The sequence below is a fragment of the Neobacillus drentensis genome (assembly GCF_036965245.1).
GTDB lineage: Bacteria > Bacillota > Bacilli > Bacillales > Cytobacillaceae > Neobacillus > Neobacillus drentensis_G.
Map to the genome: position 1 here is coordinate 94,050 of NZ_JBALPG010000008.1, position 21,557 is coordinate 115,606.

The window sequence follows — 21,557 nt, forward strand, 5'->3', positions numbered from 1 at the left end:
AGGAGCGGGATTGCCACTAGTCGCTGTGCGCTGGAGCTAGACAAATAGAAAAGCGGAAGCGCCTTGTCCAGGGGCGATACAGGGAGAATTATCGACTGGCAAGCAAAGCGAAGCCAGAGATTAGTCTCCCTTAATGCGTACAGAAAGCGATAGCTTTCTGTAGCCAGGCATAAGACAAGCAGGCGAGAAGGTTGCTCTTTAACCTTCTTGACTGATTGGCTTATGACCCCGAGCCCCTAGGCGCTGGCGCTAGACAACTACCGAAGTTCTTTCCACAAAAAAATAAGACCAATCTTTGGATTGATCTTATTTTTTAGCTTACCGTTACTTTACGATACTCCGTTGGGGACAGGCCGGTTGCCTTTTTGAACACGCGGCTAAAATAGTTTGGGTCTTTATAACCTACTGAATAGCAAATTTCCTTTAGGCTTTTTCCTTGATTCACTATTTCCGCTTTGGCATGCTTGATTCTTATTTCTGTCAAGTAATCAATAAACGTCAAGCCAAACCGGTCTTTAAATAATTTACTAAAATAATAGGGACTGAGCTCGACATATTCGGCTGCTGACTCCAATGTAATAGATTCGGCATAATGAATTTCGATATATTCCTTTGCCTTTTGCAGCATTCCCTTAGCATGATTATTCCGCCACGCCTGTACATGCTGAACGACCGCAAGCAGATGCGTTTTCCCTTTTTCAAAAATAAGCCAGATATCATCAGACTCGTCGATTGCCGGAATCCGTTCATAATTGATACCTAGATCGTGAAGCATGCGGGATAGGAGAATAAACAATTCATCGAATGATTTTTTCACCCATGATGGTTTGATCGTCTTGTTCGATTCGAGCTTTGTGACAAACGAATCAAAAATAAACAGGACTTGATTGACATCTCCTTGCCTTACAGCATCTAACAGCTTTTTCTCAACCTCCATAAAACCTGATTCAACAGGGACTTCAAAGGCAGTTCCAAGCTTGTCGCAGAATAAATATCTCCGATTAGGCATTCTTAGAATCTGCTCGAGGGCCATAACCGCTTCATGATAAGACTTATTCAGTTCATGGGCCTGGCTGTACGGATGGCCAATCCCAATCCTTAATTCTCCTCTGAAACTTTCCTTATTGAAAAAACTAATCAAGCTCTCAAGAATCGTTTGTGCGTTTGTTTTAAAATGTGTTTTTTCTGTTACCTTTTTGCAAAGAAATAAAACCGGCACCTGGGTGTCCGTTACCGGCCCAATCATGATTTCATGCTTTTTTACAACGGCTTTTAGGGTATCCTTCAACCAGGTATACCAGTTTTGTTTTTCGCTTGCAGCGAGTTCGGATGGACCAAGCTGTTGTAAAGTAAACAACATAATATACCCTGAAGTAATTTCTACCCCTAACAGCTTGCTCCATTCTTCAAAGGTAATATCCTGCACCTGATTCATTAATAGAGATGAAACCCACTCTTTTTGCGCAATCGAAACGGCACGGTCTAAATTTTCTCTCAGACTTTGCTGTTCTTCTTGATGCTTTCTTTCCTCAAAAATTTCGCTTGAAACTCGCCCCACCGCGGCAAGAATATCTTGTATGCTGCTAGGCTTTAAAAGGTATTCCTTGACCCCCTGCTGCATCACTTCTTTGGCGTATTCGAACGTATTAAAGGCAGAAACCATAATAAATCGGATGAGGGAATTTAGTTTTTTGATTTCTTTTACCGCTTGGACTCCGTCAATGCCCGGCATTTTTATATCCATAAAAATAATATCCGGTCTATACTCGACAGCCATTTCAATTGCTTTTCTTCCATTTGCGGCTTCACCAATGACCTTTACGTCCATTAATGAGCTGTTAATAATTTTCGTTAATGCTTTTCGTTCAAGCACTTCATCATCCACAATGAGAATTTTCAACAAGCTCGCTTCCTCCTTTTGCCACATTAGGAATCGTCAGTCTAAAATTGGTTCCCTTCGTCAACTCTGATTCTATTTCGAAAATGTCATTCTGCTGGTAAAAAAGCTGCAGTCGTCTAATCACATTTTTTACGCCAATGCCTGTTGAGTGACCTTTTGATTTTTCGGGTTCGTATATTTCCTCCGTTTCAGTCCCATTAACATAGGTGAGCAGTCTGTTTTTGACAGCCTCATCCATCCCATCCCCATTATCAATGACTTCTACATGCACTCGGTCTTGGTGCCGATAAATATGGAGGCGGATCACTCCATTTTCTTCATACGATTCAACCCCATGAATAAAGGCGTTTTCAACAAGCGGCTGTAAAATTAAACACGGTATTTCAATATCTAAACAACTGTCCTCGATTTCGCTGAAAAATTGAATCCGTTCTCCAAATCTTGTTTGCTGGATAAAAAAATACTCCTTCACAATCCGTACTTCCTCTCTTAACGTAGAGGCTTTGTTTAAATCTCCGAGGTTATAACGGAGTAATGCCGCAACCGCTTCAATCAACCGCGATGTATTTTCTGCTTCTTCTAAATATGCCATTTTTGAAACCGTATTCAATGTATTGAACAGAAAATGAGGATTAATTTGATTTTGCAGACTACGCAGCTCCAACTCTTTTAACAGCTTATCTAATTCCGACTTCTGTTTAATTTCCGTTACAAGCTGTCTGAGATTTGTCCGCATTTGGTTAAATGTTTCCGTTAAAGGCTTTAATTCGTCCTTTGTCGTGATTTTTATATCATCTCCTGTTAAATTCCCTGATGAAATTTCCTTAGCCGCTTTGGATAACAAACTGATTGGTTTCGTAATCCCGCCGGAAATCCATAACGCTAGCAAGGTGCTAAGAAAAAAAGCCGCTGTAAACAGAGAAATCGACATGAGCTTATAATAATGGTTTTGCTGTTCCATTTGATCATAGAACTTTTGATAATCGGTCAATTTATTGTTCAACAGTGCCAGTGTACTTTCTTGAAGGAATGTGGAAATTTTCAAAACTTCATTAAAATGATTCGAGTATTGGTTAATTTCGTCCTTCTGAAAAGCACCAACTGTTGCATCACACTCATCTAAAAAGCTATCAATCATATTTTTATAATTAATCAGTGTAATATCATTCGTACTCATTTCTTGATAAAGTCTTTTTTGATCATTAATCAGCTTTACCTTTTCTTTTCGATAGTCTTTTAGATAAGATTCTTCCTTATCTAATATATACGCGTGAAGCTTTTCGCTAATTAAATTGGTTCTTTGCGAGATATCATTTAACAGCAAAAATCGCTCAAAGCTATCATCATATTCATTTACAAGTTTTTCACTGCTGTTGTAAAAAATCAGCCCGACGGAGGACAACAACACGACAAGGACAATAAAATAGAGGAGCAACTTCGATCTGATTCGAAATAACATCAATATCTTGCCTCCATTCTATCCGGGTGACTTGGCGGTAAATCTCCTACCTTCAAAATCTTTGTATTCGTGTGAATTATGGAAGGTACTTTTTTTCCTTCAATTATATCAATCATCATGATCACCGCTTCATAGCCCATTTCGTAGGGCTCCTGAACAACGGTGGCGTTGATGATTCCTTTCTGAATATATGTAAGTGTTTCCGGCAATGTATCAAATGCCATGATATAGATATTGCCGTTATTTTTATATTTCTGGACCACTTGAGCAATCCCAATCCCATCGAGGGCACTTGTTCCATAAAACGCATTAACTTCAGGGTGTTCCTGCAATATTTGATATGCCTTTTCAGCTGCTTGAACTCTACTAATATCTGATTCCTGCACATCAATGATCTGGATGCCGCTTTCTGCTTTTACCGCATCTTCAAAACCCTTTACCCGTTGGATTTGATGGTTCTTGTAAAAACTTCCCGTAATAATAGCTACATTTGCCTTTCCCTTTGTATCGGCAATTAATGCTTTTCCCGCTAAATACCCGGAATAATAATTATCAGTTCCGATATAGGCCATCCGTTTACTATTGGAAGCATCGGTATCGACAGTGATGACAGGAATCCCCTTCTCAATAACCCGATTTATTAATGGCGTAAATTGCTCGTCACTCAAGCCTTGTGTCATGATTCCGTCCACTTTAGAGGCCGCTGACATTTCAATCGCTTTTAAATGATCATCAATATTGGATTGTTTTGGCCCCACATACTCAAGCATAACCCCATAATCCTTAGCAGCCGCCTTAGCCCCTTTCTCCACAAGACGCCAATATTCATTATCAAGCTCTTCTGGAACAAGAACAAAATGATAGTTGTACTTTTCCTGCGCTTTTTTTTCGCTAGGCAAATCATGGGTCACTACCTTAACACCATAAAATATTGAAAATGAGCAACTCACAACAAAAAATAAAGCACCAAACGTATACGCCATAACAGATAACCTGCCCATAAAACAACCCCAATCCTTTATCCCGCTAGTCTATGTAACCGCTACCAATCTAGTTAAAATTCAACTAACAATCAGTGGGGTTTTTTTCCCACCACCCACTGATTGTTAATTAAACTAATCGGACATTTATGAACAGTTGATCCCCTTTTATCCTTTTTGTATTATCAAAGTCTTGAGAAGAGGGCTCTAACTGCCCGCTAATACGGGATAAAAACATTATACGGAACATTCAAAAATTCAACAACGTCGTTTTTATGGAAATGATGAAAATGGTGTCAGGCACCGTAAAAAGACGGTGTCCACACGCCTACAAAAAACCCACCAATCTTGTTGGTGGGTCCTGAGGTTAGAAACTGCTGTTTCTTAGGATGAGTTTGGTTCCGATGAAGATTTTTTTTGCAGTTTTTCTGCCTTCGATTCGTTCCAATAGTGTATCAACGGCGGTTTCACCCATAAGTTCGGTATACACCTTGACCGTGCTTAAGGATGGAAACACATATTTTGAAATGCTGATGTCGTTTACTCCGATGATGTTCACCCGCTCTGGAACTGAGATTCCTTCCTCCAACAGGGCCCTAAGAGCACCAACGGCAATAGAATCATTCCCTGCAAAAAATGCGGTAGGCAGGTTGTCACCGTGTTCTTGAATTGCCTTTTTCATTAGAGAATGGCCATCATCCACGGAAAAAGTCCCACTGTACATAAACGCTTCGTTTAATAAACCTTTTTCTTCTAAATAGCTCTTGAACGCCAGTTCCCTTTGGTCTTCAATAATTGAGGTTTTGTCTTTAAAGCCTTCTCTTCCGCCGATATAGCCAATTTCCTCATGACTCTTTTTAATGAAATGCTGCAGCACCTTTTCGGTTGCCTTTTCAAAGTCAATCACAATCGAATCAAATCGTTCTTCGTCCGGAGAGGAGTCAACAAAAACAATATTTTTGGTAATTGAAAGCAGCTCTTTTACTTGCTTACTGCTGAACTTTCCGATTGCGATGAGCCCTTGAATCTCATTATCCTTCAGCTCTTCATAGTTGTCCTGAAAGTACTTTACCATATGGACTCCAAGGTGCCGGCAGCGATTTTCTACTCCCAGGCGGATCGACATATAGTATAAGTCCTCTAGTTCTTCTTTTTCGGTATACCACTGCAGCAGGGCTATTTTCACTGAGTCTTGTTTTCGCACTGGTTTCTTCTTATAAGACAGCTCTTCTGCAGCCTCAAAAATTCTTTTTTTCGTCTCATCACCGACAGAAAGCGTGGTGTCATAATTTAACACGCGGGATACAGTTGCAATTGAAACCCCCGCTAATTGTGCAATATCCTTAATCGTAGCCATAAAATCAGTCTCCTAATGTGTTAGCAAAGAAACGATACTTCGTTGTGGAATAGTATACTTCCTCTGGGTCTAAAATGGTAGTCGGAAACTCTGGATGATGAATGGCATCAGGAAAACCTTGTGTTTCAAGGCAAACTCCCAAGTAATTTCTTGCCCGGACGCCCGAAATTGAAAAAGGTGCTTCTAATTGATTCGATGTATAAAGGACCACACACGGCTGATCCGTCGTAACCAATAACGTTCGACCGCTTTCTTCATCACTTAATACAATCTGATTTTCTCCTTCTTTCGTAAAAATAAGCGGATGATCATAACCGTTTCCAACTAGCACATTTTGCGGATGCGCCGAATTCATCCCGGCCTGTAACCTGCGGCCGTGCTGAAAGTCAAATGGGGTATTCTTGGAACCCAGCATTTGACCAGTTGGAATAAGATCAGGACCCAACTCTAAAAAGCGATCACTCTTTAGCTGCAGAATATGTTCTGAACAATCCCTTTTTAAATTGCCGCTCAGATTAAAATAGGAATGATTGGTTAAATTGACTACTGTTTTTTGATCTGTTTTCCCTTCAAAGGTAATAATCAGTTCATTTTTATTGTTTAAAAGATACGTAACGTTCGTGTCCAAATTACCAGGGTATCCTTCTTCACCATTTGGACTATGATAAAAAAACTTCACACCTACAGCTTGCTCTTCCTTTACTTTTTCCGCTTCCCAAACCACTGAACTAAATCCTATTCTACCGCCATGTAAGTGGTTGGGATGCTCATTGTCTGCGAGCAGGTATTCTTTTCCGTCCAATTCAAACCTGGCATCTTTGATTCTTCCCGCCACCCGGCCTACTACCGCTCCAAAGTAAGGCGAGAATTCGAGATAGTCCTTAAATTCGTCAAAACCAAGTACAACATTTTCAAAGTTTCCGTGGCAGTCAGGGACGATAATCTTCGTAATGACACAACCGTAATTAAGAAAAGATACGGTCATTCCTGAATCGTTGATAAGGGAATATTCGATAACAGGCGAATTTTCATGACTTCCAACTAATCTATCAATTATTTTCATCGTCTCACACTCCATATTTTAGGGGGCTTTATGAGCATTACAACAAATTTTTGGACCGTTACTACACATTTCAGGCTCATTACAACTAATTTCGGTTCACTTACTACATATTCCGTAGACTTTACTACAAATCTCTTACCGCTTACGACAAGTCATGGATATAATTGAGAATACACACCCCGAAATTTATCATAATGTTTGAATAAACCGCCTGAATCCAGTAGTCCCTGCTTCATCCCGTTTAAACACACCAGCATCCTCTAATACCCTCAAAAACTTCTTCCCTACTTCATCTCTAACAATTGACTCCACATTGGATACATCAACAACAGCCTGATAGCGTGCTTTTAATTCTTCTGCCCAGTTCAAATGATAGTCAGTGACCACCTCTGTTTTCCCAAGGATGAAATTCTCTACCTCTTCAAGCTCTCGCTTAAGTCGTGCCGGTAAAACAGCAAGCCCCATCACCTCAATTAGGCCAATGTTCTCTTTCTTGATATGATGAACATCTGAATGTGGATGGAAGATGCCAAGTGGATGCTCGTCGCTCGTTCGGTTGTTGCGAAGAACCAAGTCTAACTCGAAAAGATCCCCATTTTTACGGGCAATAGGTGTAATCGTATTGTGAGGGGTCTCACCTGTTTTAGCCAAAATGTTGACCGTTTCATCGCTGTAATTTTTCCATTTAGCTAAAATATACGCCCCGGCTTCTGTAAGTGATCCAACTTCTTCTGAGCGCAGACGAATCACTGACATCGGCCATTTGACAACTGAACATTCGACATTAGGAAATCCACTCATTGTAAATGTCCAGTCATCCTCCGCCTTCGCCATCGCAAATTGATAATTCCCGCCTTGGTAATGTTCATGTGATAAAATCGAGCCTCCCACAATCGGAATATCGGCATTTGAACCAAGAAAATAATGCGGAAATTTCTCTACGAAGGAAAGAAGCCTCGCAAATGTTGCTGGGCTGATTTTCATATCCGTATGTTTTTCCGACAATACGATACAATGCTCGTTATAGTAGACATATGGAGAAAATTGCAAATACCAATTCTCATCCAACAAATTCACCCGGACCATCCGATGATTCGAACGGGCAGGATGACCGATTCTACCCGCATACCCTTCATTTTCAATACATAGCAGGCATTTTGGATAGTCCGTTTTTTGGGCTGCCCGCTCAAGTGCGATACTCTTCGGATCTTTTTCCGGCCTTGATAAATTAATCGTAATGTCCAAATCTCCGTATTCCGTGGCGACCTTATATTCAATATTTTGACGGATTCGCTTCATCTGGATGTAGTTACTGTTTTTACTTAACTCATAAAAGTACTGAGTAGCCTCTTGTGAATTCTGTTTATATTTTTCATAAAAAAGCTGATTCACACTGGAAGGTCTAGCGATAAAACAATTCATGATTTTACTTGAAAAAATTTCTTTCTCATCAAATAGGTCTTCAATAATTCCTTGCTCACAAGCATAGTCAACAATTTGTTCTAGCAACTCAGGGATCTCTTGGGGAGTGTTTTCAGTCTCAGCTTCTTCCTTATAATCTGCTAAATGAAGCAGCGACAGAACTTGATTCCTTGCATATATTTCGTCTTCCCGCTCGATTAATTGGGCAGCAAGCGCTTGTTTTATCAATTGTTGAACTAATTGATTAATCATTCTTTTTCACCTCTGATATCCATTTGGATGATGTTGATGCCAGTTCCAGGCATCGGTGATGATTTGCTCAATCGACGTTCTCGATGGGTTCCAGCCAAGTAAACGCTTTGCTTTTTCCGACGAGGCAATAAGTGTACTTGGATCGCCAGCACGACGTTCTCCAATTTGGATTGGAATATCAATACCTGTTACCTTTTTAGCCGTCTCAACAATCTCCTTTACTGAGAAGCCCTGGCTGCTGCCGAGATTGAAACAATGACTTTCCCCGCCATTTTGTAAAAACTTTAGGGCTAATAGGTGAGACGCAATCAAGTCCTCGACATGGATATAATCACGAACACAGGTACCGTCAGAGGTATCATAATCATCGCCAAATATCTTAACTGCCGGCCTTTTTCCTAATGCCGCTTCCAAGACAACGGGAATTAAGTGTGTTTCCGGATTATGGTCTTCGCCAATCTTCCCGCCCTGTCTTGCACCAGCAACATTAAAATAGCGAAGGGCAACGTATTTAATTCCGAACGCCTTTTCACACCAGGCCATCATTTTTTCCATTGTTAATTTTGTTTCACCATACGTATTTGTTGGCTTTGTTTCCGCCTCTTCAGTAATCGGTACAACCTTTTGCTCTCCATAAACGGCCGCTGTCGAAGAGAACACAATATGCTTAACATCAAATTCCTTCATCATTTCGAGGACAATTTGCGTGCCGTACACATTATTATCATAGTATTTTAACGGCTCAAGAATCGATTCACCAACGAGTGAGTTAGCGGCAAAATGCAAGATTGCTTCAATCTGTTCTTTTTCAAATACTGACCGCATAAATTCATGGCTGCGAATATCACCTTCATAAAATGCAGCCTGTGGATGTACGGCATCACGGTGTCCTGTTTGAAAGTTATCGATGACTGCCACCTGAAATCCTTGGTCAATTAATTGATAAACAGCATGCGAACCGATATAACCCGCACCGCCTAAAACTAGAATACTCATTTACACAGCCGCCTCCACTTCGATTTCTTTTGCACCGTCTCCAATACTGGCAACATAAAAATCAGCCTTATAACCAATCTTATCAAGATAAGCCGCACCAACATTAGCAATAAAATTCTCAACTTCTTCATTTGCTACAATGGCGATGGCACAGCCCCCAAATCCTGCTCCCGTCATGCGCGCACCTATCACTCCAGGCTGTTCCCATGCAGCTTCTACTAAACGATCAAGTTCTATTCCGGTAACTTCATAATCATCACGTAAGGATATATGCGATTGATTCATTAATTGACCAAATGCCTCTAGATTTCCAGCCCTCAATTTCTCCAACGCTTTTAATGTTCTTCTATTTTCATAGACAGCATGTTTTGCCCGTTTACGGACCGTTTCATTTGTTATTAGATGTTGATTTTCATCAAATTCGGCTTCTGAAAGCTGTCCAAGTGCTTCAATCGGCAGTCTTTGCTGAAGTTCGGCCAGCGCCTCCTCACATTCGCTTCTGCGCTCATTGTATTTTGAATCCGCCAATTCACGGCGCTTGTTTGTATTCATAATAATAATTTTGTGATTTTCCAGCTGAATCGGTGCGTATTCATATTTAAGAGTCTGGCAATCTAGTAATATCCCTGCATCTTTCTTTCCCATCCCAATTGCAAATTGATCCATAATGCCGCTGTTGACACCGATGAATTGATTCTCCACCTGCTTGCCAAGCTTAATGACATCGAGCCGTGGAATCTCTAATCCAAACAAACTATCAACAAGAACTCCTGTTAATAATTCAATCGAAGCAGAGGAAGAAAGACCTGCACCGTTAGGGATATTTCCATGAATGACGCACTCAAAGCCCGTTGGAATTTCATAATCTGATTCGAGAATGTAGCGAATCATCCCTTTCGGATAATTTGCCCAATTGTGTTCTTTATCGTAATCTAGCTGATTTAAATGAAATTCAATAATCCCTGTGTCAGGGAAGTTAACAGAGTACAAGCGGACGAGCTGATCCTCACGCTTCCTCGCAACCGCATATGTTCCATACGTAATCGCACATGGAAACACATGCCCTCCATTATAATCAGTATGTTCGCCGATTAAATTAATCCGGCCTGGGGCAAAGAAGGCTTGTTCGGGTGTAGTCCCAAATTTTTCTTTAAATGTTGTGATTAGCGTTGTAACGTTCATTTTATTATCCCTCCAGTGAATGTGATCCCTTTCATTTTCATGAAAAGTGAATAACTATATTTAACACAATTCTACTCCCTTTAGTAAAATTATTCAATATTTTTACTAAAAATTTTACTAAAAAAGAATGGAGATTACTCCATCCTTTTGTTTTTTTCACCTATGTCTATATTTCGCAAATAAAAAACATGTGACTGAAAGTCACCGCCGCGCTCAGCACTTTTGCCATTAACACCATTAAACTCAATCGGAAGCTGAAGACCTACTTGCATTAGTTCATCTCCATAATAGGCATGATTACTTCTAGCCACGGAATAGGACGCAGCTTCATTTAACCCCCTAAGCCGTAATGTTTGCTGTTTCGGAGAATTTGGGGTCGCCAAAACCTTGTAGTATCCTACCAACGCTTCCGATTGGTCTTGGCTAACAACCATCCAAGCTGTTTCATTGTTCGAAAATGGGCTCAATAGTCTATAAAATTGACCATCACGAATTAAGTTTCGGTGGTTTTTATAAAAAACAATCTGCCCTTTAATTTCCTCCCGCTCTTCTTCTGATAACGTAAGTGGATCCAATTCATAGCCAAATGTACCAAAATAAGCAGTATTTGCCCTCGTCAATAGTGGAGTTGTCCGTAATGTTTGGTGATTTGGGACTGCCGAAACATGCGATCCCATACTATAAATCGGATAGGCGAATGATGTTCCATATTGAATTTTCAGCCTTTCAATGGCATCCGTATCATCACTTGTCCATGCTTGTGGAGCATAATACATCATTCCGGGATCAAATCTTCCTCCCCCGCCAGCACAGGATTCAAAAAGGACATGGGGAAACTCACTGGTTAACCTTTCGTAAAGACTATATACTCCTAAAATATAGCGATGGAAAAATTCCCCTTGCTCATTTGGAGCTAATTTTCTCGAAAATGCTTCAGTAATATTCCGATTCATATCCCATTTAATGTAAGAAAGATTAGTAAGTTTAATGATATTGGACATTTTTTCATAAAGATAATCGACAATCTCAGGTCTATAAAAATCTAGTACAAGCTGGTTACGTCCAAATGTCCGCTGATGTGGTGTGCCCACTGCCCAATCCGGGTGCTCACGATATAGCTCACTGTTAGGGCTAATCATCTCTGGCTCAAACCAAAGACCAAATTTCATTCCAACATTGGAGATTTTCTTAGCTAAGCTTTCTAACCCATTTGGAAGCTTATTTAAATCTACATGCCAATCACCGAGTGAGGATGTATCGTCATTCCTTTTCCCAAACCAGCCATCATCAAGGACGAACAATTCAATTCCTAGTTCACTGGCTGACTTTGCAATTTTTACAAGCTTCTCTTCATTAAAATCAAAGTATGTAGCTTCCCAGTTATTTATTAATATAGGGCGCTTTGCTTTTCTCCATTGAGCTGGGATTAAATTTTCTCGATAGAGGGCATGAAACGCCTGACTCATCCCATTTAACCCCTTATCCGAATAAACCATGACCACTTCAGGTGTCTGGAAAGCTTCATGGGGCAATAAATTCCATTTGAAGCCGAATGGATGAATCCCAACTGTTAGTCTGGCTGTATCGTAATGGTCAACTTCAACCTGCATAATAAAGTTACTGCTATATACAAAATTAAAGCCAAACACTTCACCCGTATGCTCCGTTGCTTCCAGTCTCTTTAAGGCCAAAAATGGATTATGATGGTGTGAGCTGGCACCGCGCAGGCTTGAAATCGACTGATTTCCCATCTCAAGCCTCCGCTCCTTCACATGCCTCTCCCGGGACCAAGACCCTGATAAATGAGTAAATATAAAATCCTTATCAGGAAAGTCGACAGATGCTCCCATCATTCGATCAATCACTAAATTTTCAGTGCCGTAATTTTTCAAGGAAGCGCTTCTCGTAATAACAGGTTTATCTTGAAAAATAGTATAATTCAAAGTCAGTTCTGCCTGAAGGAACTCATCCTTTAAAAGGATTTGGATGGTACTTGCCTTATCGGTATAAGTTGCGGGGAGACCCTCAAGCCGTGGCTTCCCTTCTAGGATTCTAAAAGAATCATATTTAAAATCAGGAACATTTAGTGCATTGTCTTTTCCCACAGAAATTGCAGGTTCCCGGAAATCTGAGTTTCCGTAAGCAGGGTATTCCTGACGCAGCGTTTCCAAACTAAATGCAGGATCATCCTCATAAACATGACAGCTTGCGGGTGTTGCTACATAATACGTTTGCAAATGGGAAAAATCACTTCGATGCCTTAATGCTTTGCCATAATAGAGATGGCCCAAGTGCCCATTTTTCATCACATGAAAAATATAGCTTACCTGACCATTCGTTAAATGAAATTGCTGTTTTTCTAGATTTGTATGAATTGGCATAAAACTTCACCTTTTTCCAAATTGGATATCAATTTTAAACAGGGGGCTTATCAAAAGCCCCCCATTTTGGCGTTAATACTATTTATTTATTTTTTTAATAAGATCCCATCTTCATTAACAAATTCTATCGTATAGGTTTCCTTATGTTTACGATCTTCAGATGTTACGGTAATAATGGCTTTACCAGGCAGGGAATCCGGCAGCTTGATTTGAGCATCAGCAAAAATATCGCTTGTAACTGCCTCCATATTTAATTCCTTATGCACCCGGCCGTTCATTTCAACTTGATAGTCAAAAGTATCTCCTTTAAAAGCTTTAAGCGATTGCCCATTTATTAAGATACTTTCTAGCGATGCATCTTCGCCAACACTAGGAACTGATGTCTTTTCAACTCCCCATACCATTAATTCAGATATAGCAATACAAGTATTTGGCATCGCCTGCATAACAGCCCTTATTTTCGAAGTAGTGATTGGCTCAAACGTAAGACTGATCTCTTTTTTAGCTTTAACATCGGTTTGCGTTCCATTAATATCTACCCAAGTACCGCCATCCCAATATTGCAGAATAAATGATTCTGCTGGCCTTGTCTTGCTGCCATCGTCATAAAAATGGAAATCCACTTTTGAAACGGTCTCTTCTTTGCCAAAATCAACCGCAACCCAGTCTTCTTTTCTCCAATTGTTTGGATCCCAGTTCGTCCAGCGGACACTTGAGATAATTCCATCATTTATGTTTGCGGCACTGTCGTACATTCCCGTGAAGGAAGCAGTTGCTTTTGGGAACTCGTTAACTGGATTTCGTAAGGCATGGTTTTGTAACGCCGGCTTTGTAACTTGCACTTGCACAAATGCTTTAACTGGGCTGTCAGGTATTTTTCCTCTTACGGTAAATTTCCCTAGCTCAGCATAAAGTGAAGGATTGATCTCATCCCATAGAATGGCCACCTTACCACTAGAACCGTTCGTTAATTTGGCTGTTGCTTCTTTTGGTAAAATTGGTGCTACGCCTGGAGTCGTTTTCACTTTGACAGGCTCGATGCTCTCAATCTTAGAAACAATTACCGTTGCAATGGCCTTTATTTTTGTGCCTTCTACCTTACCTTCAACAGTAAAGACATTTTCTCGATCATAGAGAGCTGGAGAGATTTCATTCCAAACGACACCTTTTAAAACTCGATTCCCATCACCGTATTCGGCCATTACTTCATTAGGCAGAACTGGTGCCGTTTTTTTCTTTGGTACAACAACCTCTACCGGTTCAATCTTGGTAATTCCCGCTTTAACCAGCTTCCATACCTGATTATTTCCGGCATTCGGCTGCCATGCCGTTGCCCGGGCATCCTCCGCTTTGGATTGTCCGCCTATCTCAAGCAGTTTGCCATCTTGTACATTGACAAATGTATATTCTCCATTTCCATAGGTTGATAGAATCCATTTTTGACTTGGCTGATCCTCATCCTTCTGCAAAATGGCCGAACCGTTTTCGATACCAAGTACCTTGCCGCTTGCCGGATGGACAATTTGATAAATCTCCTTGTTGCTGTTACCATACGTTACTTTTTGAATTCTCCAGCTCTGATTATCTTTATCCTGAACCTTCGTTTTTTGTACAATCGCTGCTTGATCCTGGGCGATGTCTAGTACCTTCCCGCTGTTTTTATTAATAATATTGTAGTCTGCATCGGAATCGACAACACTTTGATTAGGGGCAACACCGGATACTTTTGAAACTACAAAAGTGGTAATTGATTGAGGTTTAACGACAGCTGATAGCTTCTTATCCGAAATTTTAATAGCAGATCCCTTTGCAATATTATCCGTTGCTGACGTTACATAAGGAACAGCTTCTGCGTCATCTTTTACAGTTCCAAATCCTGATAAGTCAAAGTTCAGCTCCTTTTCCTCTGTCGTGCTGTTTGTATAAACTAAGACAAGCGATTCATCCTGTTTATTGATGGCTGCTAATGTACTGCTGCTGTTTGAATTGATGACCTGAGAACCCGGACGGATAAATTTACTATAGTTCCCCATTGCATAGTATTTTTTATTTTTATAAATTTTCACCTTGCTGAAATCCTTAGGGTCAAAGTCAACTTGGATTAGTCCCCAGTTTCCATTTTCGTGTTCTGGATTCATATTGACTTCATCTTCAATTGCCTGCCATAGAACCCATGCCTCCGGTTCAAGCTTTTGAATATCGCTGGTAATTCGTTCAGATAGGCCAAGACCTGTTCGAATATCGGCATGATTTTGTCCGATGCCTCCAGGACTGAGATCTACCTCTGACATCCACAGCCTCTTGCCAGATGATTTGGCAATATCCCGCACGCCAATTTGATGTTCTGGCCAGTACGTATGGACATTTAATCCCGTAATATTGGCACGTGTTTCAGCATTATATTGGTCCCAATCACTTATAAACCCTTGCGGAGTAGATTCGTCCATTGCAGAAACTACTGTATTAAGTTGTTTTTCAGCTAACTGCTTTTTCACCTCGTTAATGATTTTTGCCTGTGCTGCCACTGGCCAGTTGGAGCCTTCCTGTCTGTCCAGTGCCTTCCAAAAGCCTGACGGTTCATTAATCGGTGAAAGCGTTTTAAATTCAATGTCTAGATCTTTTTGTAAATGATCAACGACTGTTGTTAAGTATGAAGCAAAATTTCCGAACTGGTCAGCCTTCAAATTTTCCTCCCCAGGCTTAGTGTTCCCTGAAACATAGCCACTTCTAGTCATAAAATATGGAGCAGAATTGGAGAAGGCTTCAAACGTGTCTGCACCCCTTGATTTAGCAGCCTCAAGCCACCACCGTTGATTTGCATCCGCATTCCAATTCCAGTGATCTGGATTTTCTGGATCCCACCAATTTTCCTGTTCCTTCCAACCTTCTGGATTTCCTTCTGGAGGACCAAATTCTGCCGGCCGATTCCAGTAGCCAGGAACAGCCCCGCCTTTACGCATATATGGCTTAGTCTCTGGTGAATCACCACCGCCAATATTATAGCGGGCAATATTAAAATTCAACCCATCTTCCCCGAAGAGATCATCTGCCAGCTGGTTTCTAAGTTCATCTGGCCAACCCCCTGTAACATTTGCAAACCAGACCAGTGCCGTTCCCCATCCATCAAGTGGCTCATGCTGATAGCTTGGGTCTAATTTGATAGTCTCTATATTAGAATTGACTTCAACAGAATTTTCCTCAGCAAAAGTCTTTTTAGATATAGCGGGTGAAACAACCCCCATAACGAGTAATACGATCATGCAATACGCAAATATTTTTCTACCAAACCTCTTTGGTAACATAAAGCAAATCCTTCCCTTCAATAGTTTTAAGGTACATTTCCAGACAGTTAAGGAATTCGATGTTTACTCAAAGGTGGATGATTCTAAATCATTCATTTCCTTGGCTGTTGTCCATAATTCCGGGCATTACGGGAACAGTAATGTAATTATTCAGATCATGTCATCACCCCTAAATACAGAGTTCACTCCAAAATCCATTCTAAAAAATGGTCAATCTATCAATGGAGCATTTATCAACCTTTTTCAAAATACTATACTAAGGTAAGGTTTATTCTATTTTAATAACATACTAATCTAGTAAAGAGTCCAGTTTTAACTCTTTACTAGTCATTATCGGTTTGAACTACTTAAATCCGCTGAATCATAAACTCAAATTCCATATCCTGGTCTGCATGAATGAGGTGTTCATCGTGAACAGGCGCACCCCAGCTGTCATCCCCGCCGACGCCCATCTGCTTGCCTGCAATCGTTACGACCGTATAGTGGACATTTGGCAGCTCGTAATGATGCCCTGCATTTTCAAGCTCGAATGCTGTATAAGGTGAAAAATTGCAGGCAAGCGGCTCTGAAACAGAAGAAATCCTAATTCCCTGACCATCACGGTTCGTTAGACTGGCCCTGCGTACTCCGGTACGATTGCCTGACTCTTGCGGCATGACGTAACCAGATAAATTATCGGAAACTTGGTTTTTAAAGAGACCTAGTCTTGCTCCCTTACAGCGATCGGAATAATTCTCTTCCGGCCCCATCGCATACCATTCCAGTTGGTCATAATCAGCTGGAACCTTGAAGGACACGGCAAAAATCGGCATCTGCGGAAGATTCGCGGCTCCATGATAAACCGATTTAACACGAACGCTTCCATCGGATAAGACAGTGTAATTGATCTTCACTTCCACTTCCGAGCTAATGGCTAATTTATAGGTAAAAGTGACGCAAACCTGTTCATCACCTTCCTTCACCTCAACCCCAACACATTTCCGTGCCAGGCTGGCAGCATACCAAAGCCCCGAATGGAAGTCTTGAGAAAAGCCGCGGTCATTATCCGTTGTCGCTCTCCAGAACAATGGTGCAGGAGGAAGAGCAATTATTTCTTTTCCAGCATAATTCAACGATACTAAGCTTCCGGCTTGTTTCGAGAACATGATGGAGAAATCGAGGCCATGGACACCAATATTGACATCACCTTCTGCCACTCTTAAAGTTCCAGGAATTGGTGCGGGCTTTTCTGTCCCTTTTACCTGAAACACGTACTGTCCAAAGGCAATTTCATATCCGGCATCTGCCCAAAGTGTGTTCTCCTTCAATTTAAAGAAGGCATGAATACAATACTCGCCCGAATCTCTAACAATATCAGCAGGCAGCTCAAATTCCGCTCTTCCCTCACTCATAGGCGCAACCACCATATTAATGATGCCACGAGCCAATTCCTTGCCCTCCCGGAACAGAATGTATTCCATATCATAATCGGAGGTATCGGTGAAAAGACTGTCGTTTATCACCGTCACTCCAGTTTGATCCGGCTCCAGCTTGAAGTTTTGATACAGGTATTTGACTTCCTGCATTTTTGGCGATAACTCTCGATTTGCATACACAATGCCATTCGTACAGAAGCCGTAATCCGTCGGACGGTCATCGAAGTCGCCGCCGTATGCTAAAAATTCTTTTCCATATCGGTCCTTCTTGATCATCGATTGATCGATATAATCCCAGATAAAGCCGCCTTGATACATCGGATATTTCCGCTCTAAATCCGTGTATTTATACATGCCGCCCAGTGAATTGCCCATTGCATGCATATACTCGCAGCTGATGTACGGTTTCTCCGGATTCTCGCTTAAATATTTTTCAATATCAGCAGGCTTCGCATACATCCGGCTTTCCATATCACTGGTTTCGTTATAGTCACGGTTATGGAATACGCCCTCGTAATGAACAAGACGGCTAGGGTCCACTTCTTTAAAATATTTAGAAACGTTTAGAATCACTTCGCCTGCGTATGATTCGTTCCCACATGACCAAATCAAAATGGACGGATGGTTCTTATCCCGCTCATACATCGAAATAGCTCTGTCCATGACAATATCCTGCCATTCCGGCTTATTGCCCGGAATGTTCCAGGAGGGCTCGACCGCGCCCATCTTTTGCCACGACCCATGTGTTTCCAAATTCATTTCATCGATGACATATATGCCATATTCATCACATAAATCGTACCAATAGCTCTGGTTCGGATAATGCGAAGTACGGACTGCGTTGATGTTATTCTGTTTCAGTGTTTTAATATCCCAAAGCATGTCTTCTTTCGTAATCGCGCGGCCTCTTCGGCAATTGAATTCATGACGGTTTACACCCTTAAAAACGATACGTTCACCATTGAGGCGCATAACCTTATCAACAAGCTCAAATCTTCTAAATCCAACCTTTTGTGGAATAACCTCTACCAAACTACCGGACTCGTTATAAACATGAATAAATAGCTTATACAAATTAGGATTTTCGGCACTCCATAATTCTGGAGTATCGACTGGAATCGAAAATGTGCATATTCCATCACCTAGAACAGCATCCTTTTTCGCTATTAACCTTCCTTTAGCATCGAACAACTCAGCCATGATTTTTGAAGGGACTGAATCAGCTGGTAAAAATTTAAGGTCTGCTTGTAGAGTTCCTTGCTTATAAGAGGCGTCCAGTTCTGCACGAACATGTGCATCAAAGACATGAATCTCCGGTACCGTGTAGAGATAGACATCCCTGAAAATACCAGAAAAGCGCCAGAAATCTTGGTCCTCAAGCCAGCTGCCCGTGCTCCGTTGATAAACCTCAACGGCCAGCTTATTCTCCCCATCTATGAGAAATGGAGTAAGCTCAAACTCTGCCGGAGTGAAGGAGTCCTCACTATAGCCGACGAACTCACCGTTTAACCATACATAAAAAGCAGACTCTACGCCTTGAAAGGAAATATATACTGGTTTATGTTTCATATGTGCTGGAACAGTAAACATTTTCACATAGCTTCCTACAGAATTATGATCCTTTGGAATCTCTGGCGGTCTGATTTCATTATGACCATCCCATGGGTACATGGTGTTTACATATTGCGGTTTTCCATACCCCTGAAGCTGAATATGCCCTGGCACGCAAATATCTCCCCAGCCTGAGCAATTGAAATCAAGTTGAAAAAATTGTTCCGGACGATTGTCTGGATTAATGCTATAGGTAAATTTCCAATCACCGTTCAATTCATGCCGTAACCTCATTGGAGCAGCACTATTTGCCTCCTCCACCGTCTGGTAATAAACGTGATCGGAATGAGCAGGAAGACGATTAACAGCAAATACATTTACGTCTGATAACCAATTAATACTTGGAACCTTTGTCATACTCTCTTACACATCCTATCTGCTTACTTTTTCAACCGAACTATTTCACGGAACCCATCATACCAGCAACAAAATGCTTTTGCATGATGAAGAAAATGAGCGCAACTGGCAGGGTTGCAATCACAATGGCTGTCATATTCATTCCAAAGTCGGGTGAGTAGCTTGATCCGAGGTTGGAGATAAGCAGGGGAATTGTCTGCTTCTCAGGTGATTGCAAAATAACAAGCGGCCACAAATAACTATTCCAGCTGGCCATGAACGTTATGATAGCCCCTGCTGCATAGGTTGTTTTCATTGTGGGAACATAAATCCGGAGGAATAAACCTAACTCCGATAAGCCATCAATTCTTCCTGCTTCTAGAATTTCCTTTGGGAACATCTTTGTGCTTTGTCTAAAGAAAAAGATAAGAAAAGCAGTTGTAACCGTCGGTAATATGACTGCTGACAGTGTATCAATCCCAATCATCGGCAGTTTTTGAGAAATGTTTCCAAACATTCTAAATAACGGTACCATTAATGCTGCAAAAGGAATCATCATGGAAAGCAGCAAGAAGTTGAACACAAAGTCCTTAGACTTACTTCTAAAAATTTCAAATCCATAGCCAGCTAATGAGGCAATCAGCAAACCAAGAATGGTTGTGATAATCGAGATCTTCGCTGAATTTATTAATGCAGGTACAAGATCAACCGTGTCCAGCAGATTATGAAGGTTTTCGATAAAATGACTGCCCGGCAATAACTTCCCCTTCGTCACATCAATAGATTTATTTGTCGAGCTTACTATCATCCATAGAAATGGAAAAATAGAAACAATGGATGCAATGATAAGGACTGTATAGCTGAATATTCGTTTAAGGTTACTCATTTTTATCACCTGCTACTTTAAACTGAATGATAGAGAAGATAACGATCATAATGACGATGGCATAAGAAACAGTGGCGGCATAGCCAAAATCAGGGGTATATTTAAACGATAAATTGTAAATGTACTGAGAAATCGTCATCGTCGCATTTCCAGGCCCACCCTTTGTAATATTCATAACTTCATCAAATAGCTGAAGCGTACCAATCGTTGAGGTAATTGAGGTAAACAAAATAATAGGCTTCAACATTGGGATCGTGATTTTGAAAAATTGTTGAACCGGTGACGCACCATCGATTTTTGCTGCTTCATAGATGGATTCATCAACATTTTGCAGAGCGGATAAATAGAATATCATGTTATACCCAGTCCAGCGCCAAGTGATAGCTATAATAATCGCAATTTTGGCCCAAAAAGGATCTGTTAGCCATTGAATAGGCTCCGAAATAAGTGAAACCTTCATTAACATGATATTAATAATGCCATCTTGACCAAACAAATATTTGAAGATGACGGAATAGGCAACAAGAGAGGTTACGCATGGTAAAAAAATAGCAGTTCGAAATAATCCCTTTAGCTTCAACGATTTATTGTTTAATAAAACAGAAAGAAACAGCGCTAGCAAAATCATTATTGGCACTTGAATAATTAAATAGATCACCGTATTTTTTACTGTAGTGAGGAAGGTTGGATCCTTAAATAAACGCACATAATTATCGAAGCCGGTAAATGTTAGATTTGCACCATTCCCTGTTTGAAAAGACATAATAAGCGCCTGAATCATTGGGTAGAAATAAAATAAACTGATCATCAAGGCAGCGACTAGAACAAAGGACCAGCCAATGACAGCGTTTTTTGCTCGAATTTTCCGGCCTGATTTTGCGGTTTGCAGACTCTGGCTATGTTTTACTTTAGCTGTTATCACAATTGTCAACTCCACACATTGTTAGTAAAAGAAATGAGCCTCAGAACTTCGCCTGACACATCAGATTACTCCGTTAAACCGAATGGGAGAAGC

13 protein-coding genes are annotated in these 21,557 nt (G+C 40.8%); all 13 read right to left on the minus strand.

What is annotated here, in order from left to right:
• Positions 1–313 precede the first annotated feature (313 nt).
• The 13 genes from V7150_RS02195 to V7150_RS02255 all read right to left on the minus strand — a co-directional run bounded on the left by V7150_RS02195 (position 314) and on the right by V7150_RS02255 (position 21,431).
• Entirely contained in the window at positions 314–1,903 is a 1,590-nt protein-coding gene (locus tag V7150_RS02195; RefSeq protein WP_335513183.1) for a helix-turn-helix domain-containing protein, read from the minus strand.
• A complete protein-coding gene (locus V7150_RS02200) occupies positions 1,878–3,359 on the minus strand; it encodes a sensor histidine kinase (protein WP_335513185.1) in 1,482 nt (493 codons plus the stop codon). Before V7150_RS02200 ends, V7150_RS02195 begins: the two co-directional genes overlap by 26 nt.
• Positions 3,359–4,360 (minus strand): sugar-binding protein, encoded by a 1,002-nt coding sequence (locus V7150_RS02205; RefSeq protein ID WP_335513187.1) that lies wholly within the window; start codon positions 4,358–4,360, stop codon positions 3,359–3,361. Before V7150_RS02205 ends, V7150_RS02200 begins: the two co-directional genes overlap by 1 nt.
• Positions 4,361–4,706: 346 nt before the next feature.
• On the minus strand, positions 4,707–5,696 hold the full coding sequence (locus V7150_RS02210; protein ID WP_335513189.1) for a LacI family DNA-binding transcriptional regulator: 990 nt from the start codon (positions 5,694–5,696) through the stop codon (positions 4,707–4,709).
• A gap of 4 nt (positions 5,697–5,700) precedes the next feature.
• Positions 5,701–6,759, minus strand: a complete 1,059-nt coding sequence (locus V7150_RS02215) for an aldose epimerase family protein (protein ID WP_335513191.1) — start codon at positions 6,757–6,759, stop codon at positions 5,701–5,703.
• A gap of 189 nt (positions 6,760–6,948) precedes the next feature.
• Positions 6,949–8,433: a UDP-glucose--hexose-1-phosphate uridylyltransferase gene (galT, locus tag V7150_RS02220; RefSeq protein WP_335513193.1), complete on the minus strand. Its 1,485-nt coding sequence runs from the start codon at positions 8,431–8,433 to the stop codon at positions 6,949–6,951.
• A 6-nt stretch (positions 8,434–8,439) separates the two neighbouring features.
• Positions 8,440–9,429 carry a UDP-glucose 4-epimerase GalE gene (gene galE, locus V7150_RS02225; protein WP_335513195.1) on the minus strand — a complete coding sequence of 330 codons (990 nt, stop codon included), beginning with the start codon at positions 9,427–9,429 and terminating at the stop codon, positions 8,440–8,442.
• On the minus strand, positions 9,430–10,611 hold the full coding sequence (locus V7150_RS02230) for a galactokinase (RefSeq protein ID WP_335513197.1): 1,182 nt from the start codon (positions 10,609–10,611) through the stop codon (positions 9,430–9,432).
• 134 nt (positions 10,612–10,745) lie between these two features.
• Entirely contained in the window at positions 10,746–12,992 is a 2,247-nt protein-coding gene (locus V7150_RS02235; RefSeq protein ID WP_335513199.1) for an alpha-galactosidase, read from the minus strand.
• Between the two features lie 86 nt (positions 12,993–13,078).
• On the minus strand, positions 13,079–16,294 hold the full coding sequence (locus tag V7150_RS02240; RefSeq protein ID WP_335513201.1) for a glycoside hydrolase: 3,216 nt from the start codon (positions 16,292–16,294) through the stop codon (positions 13,079–13,081).
• A gap of 347 nt (positions 16,295–16,641) precedes the next feature.
• Positions 16,642–19,677, minus strand: a complete 3,036-nt coding sequence (locus V7150_RS02245) for a glycoside hydrolase family 2 TIM barrel-domain containing protein (protein WP_335513203.1) — start codon at positions 19,675–19,677, stop codon at positions 16,642–16,644.
• 40 nt (positions 19,678–19,717) lie between these two features.
• Positions 19,718–20,542, minus strand: a complete 825-nt coding sequence (locus V7150_RS02250) for a carbohydrate ABC transporter permease (RefSeq protein WP_335513205.1) — start codon at positions 20,540–20,542, stop codon at positions 19,718–19,720.
• Positions 20,535–21,431 (minus strand): carbohydrate ABC transporter permease, encoded by an 897-nt coding sequence (locus V7150_RS02255; protein WP_335513227.1) that lies wholly within the window; start codon positions 21,429–21,431, stop codon positions 20,535–20,537. Before V7150_RS02255 ends, V7150_RS02250 begins: the two co-directional genes overlap by 8 nt.
• Positions 21,432–21,557: the final 126 nt, after the last annotated feature.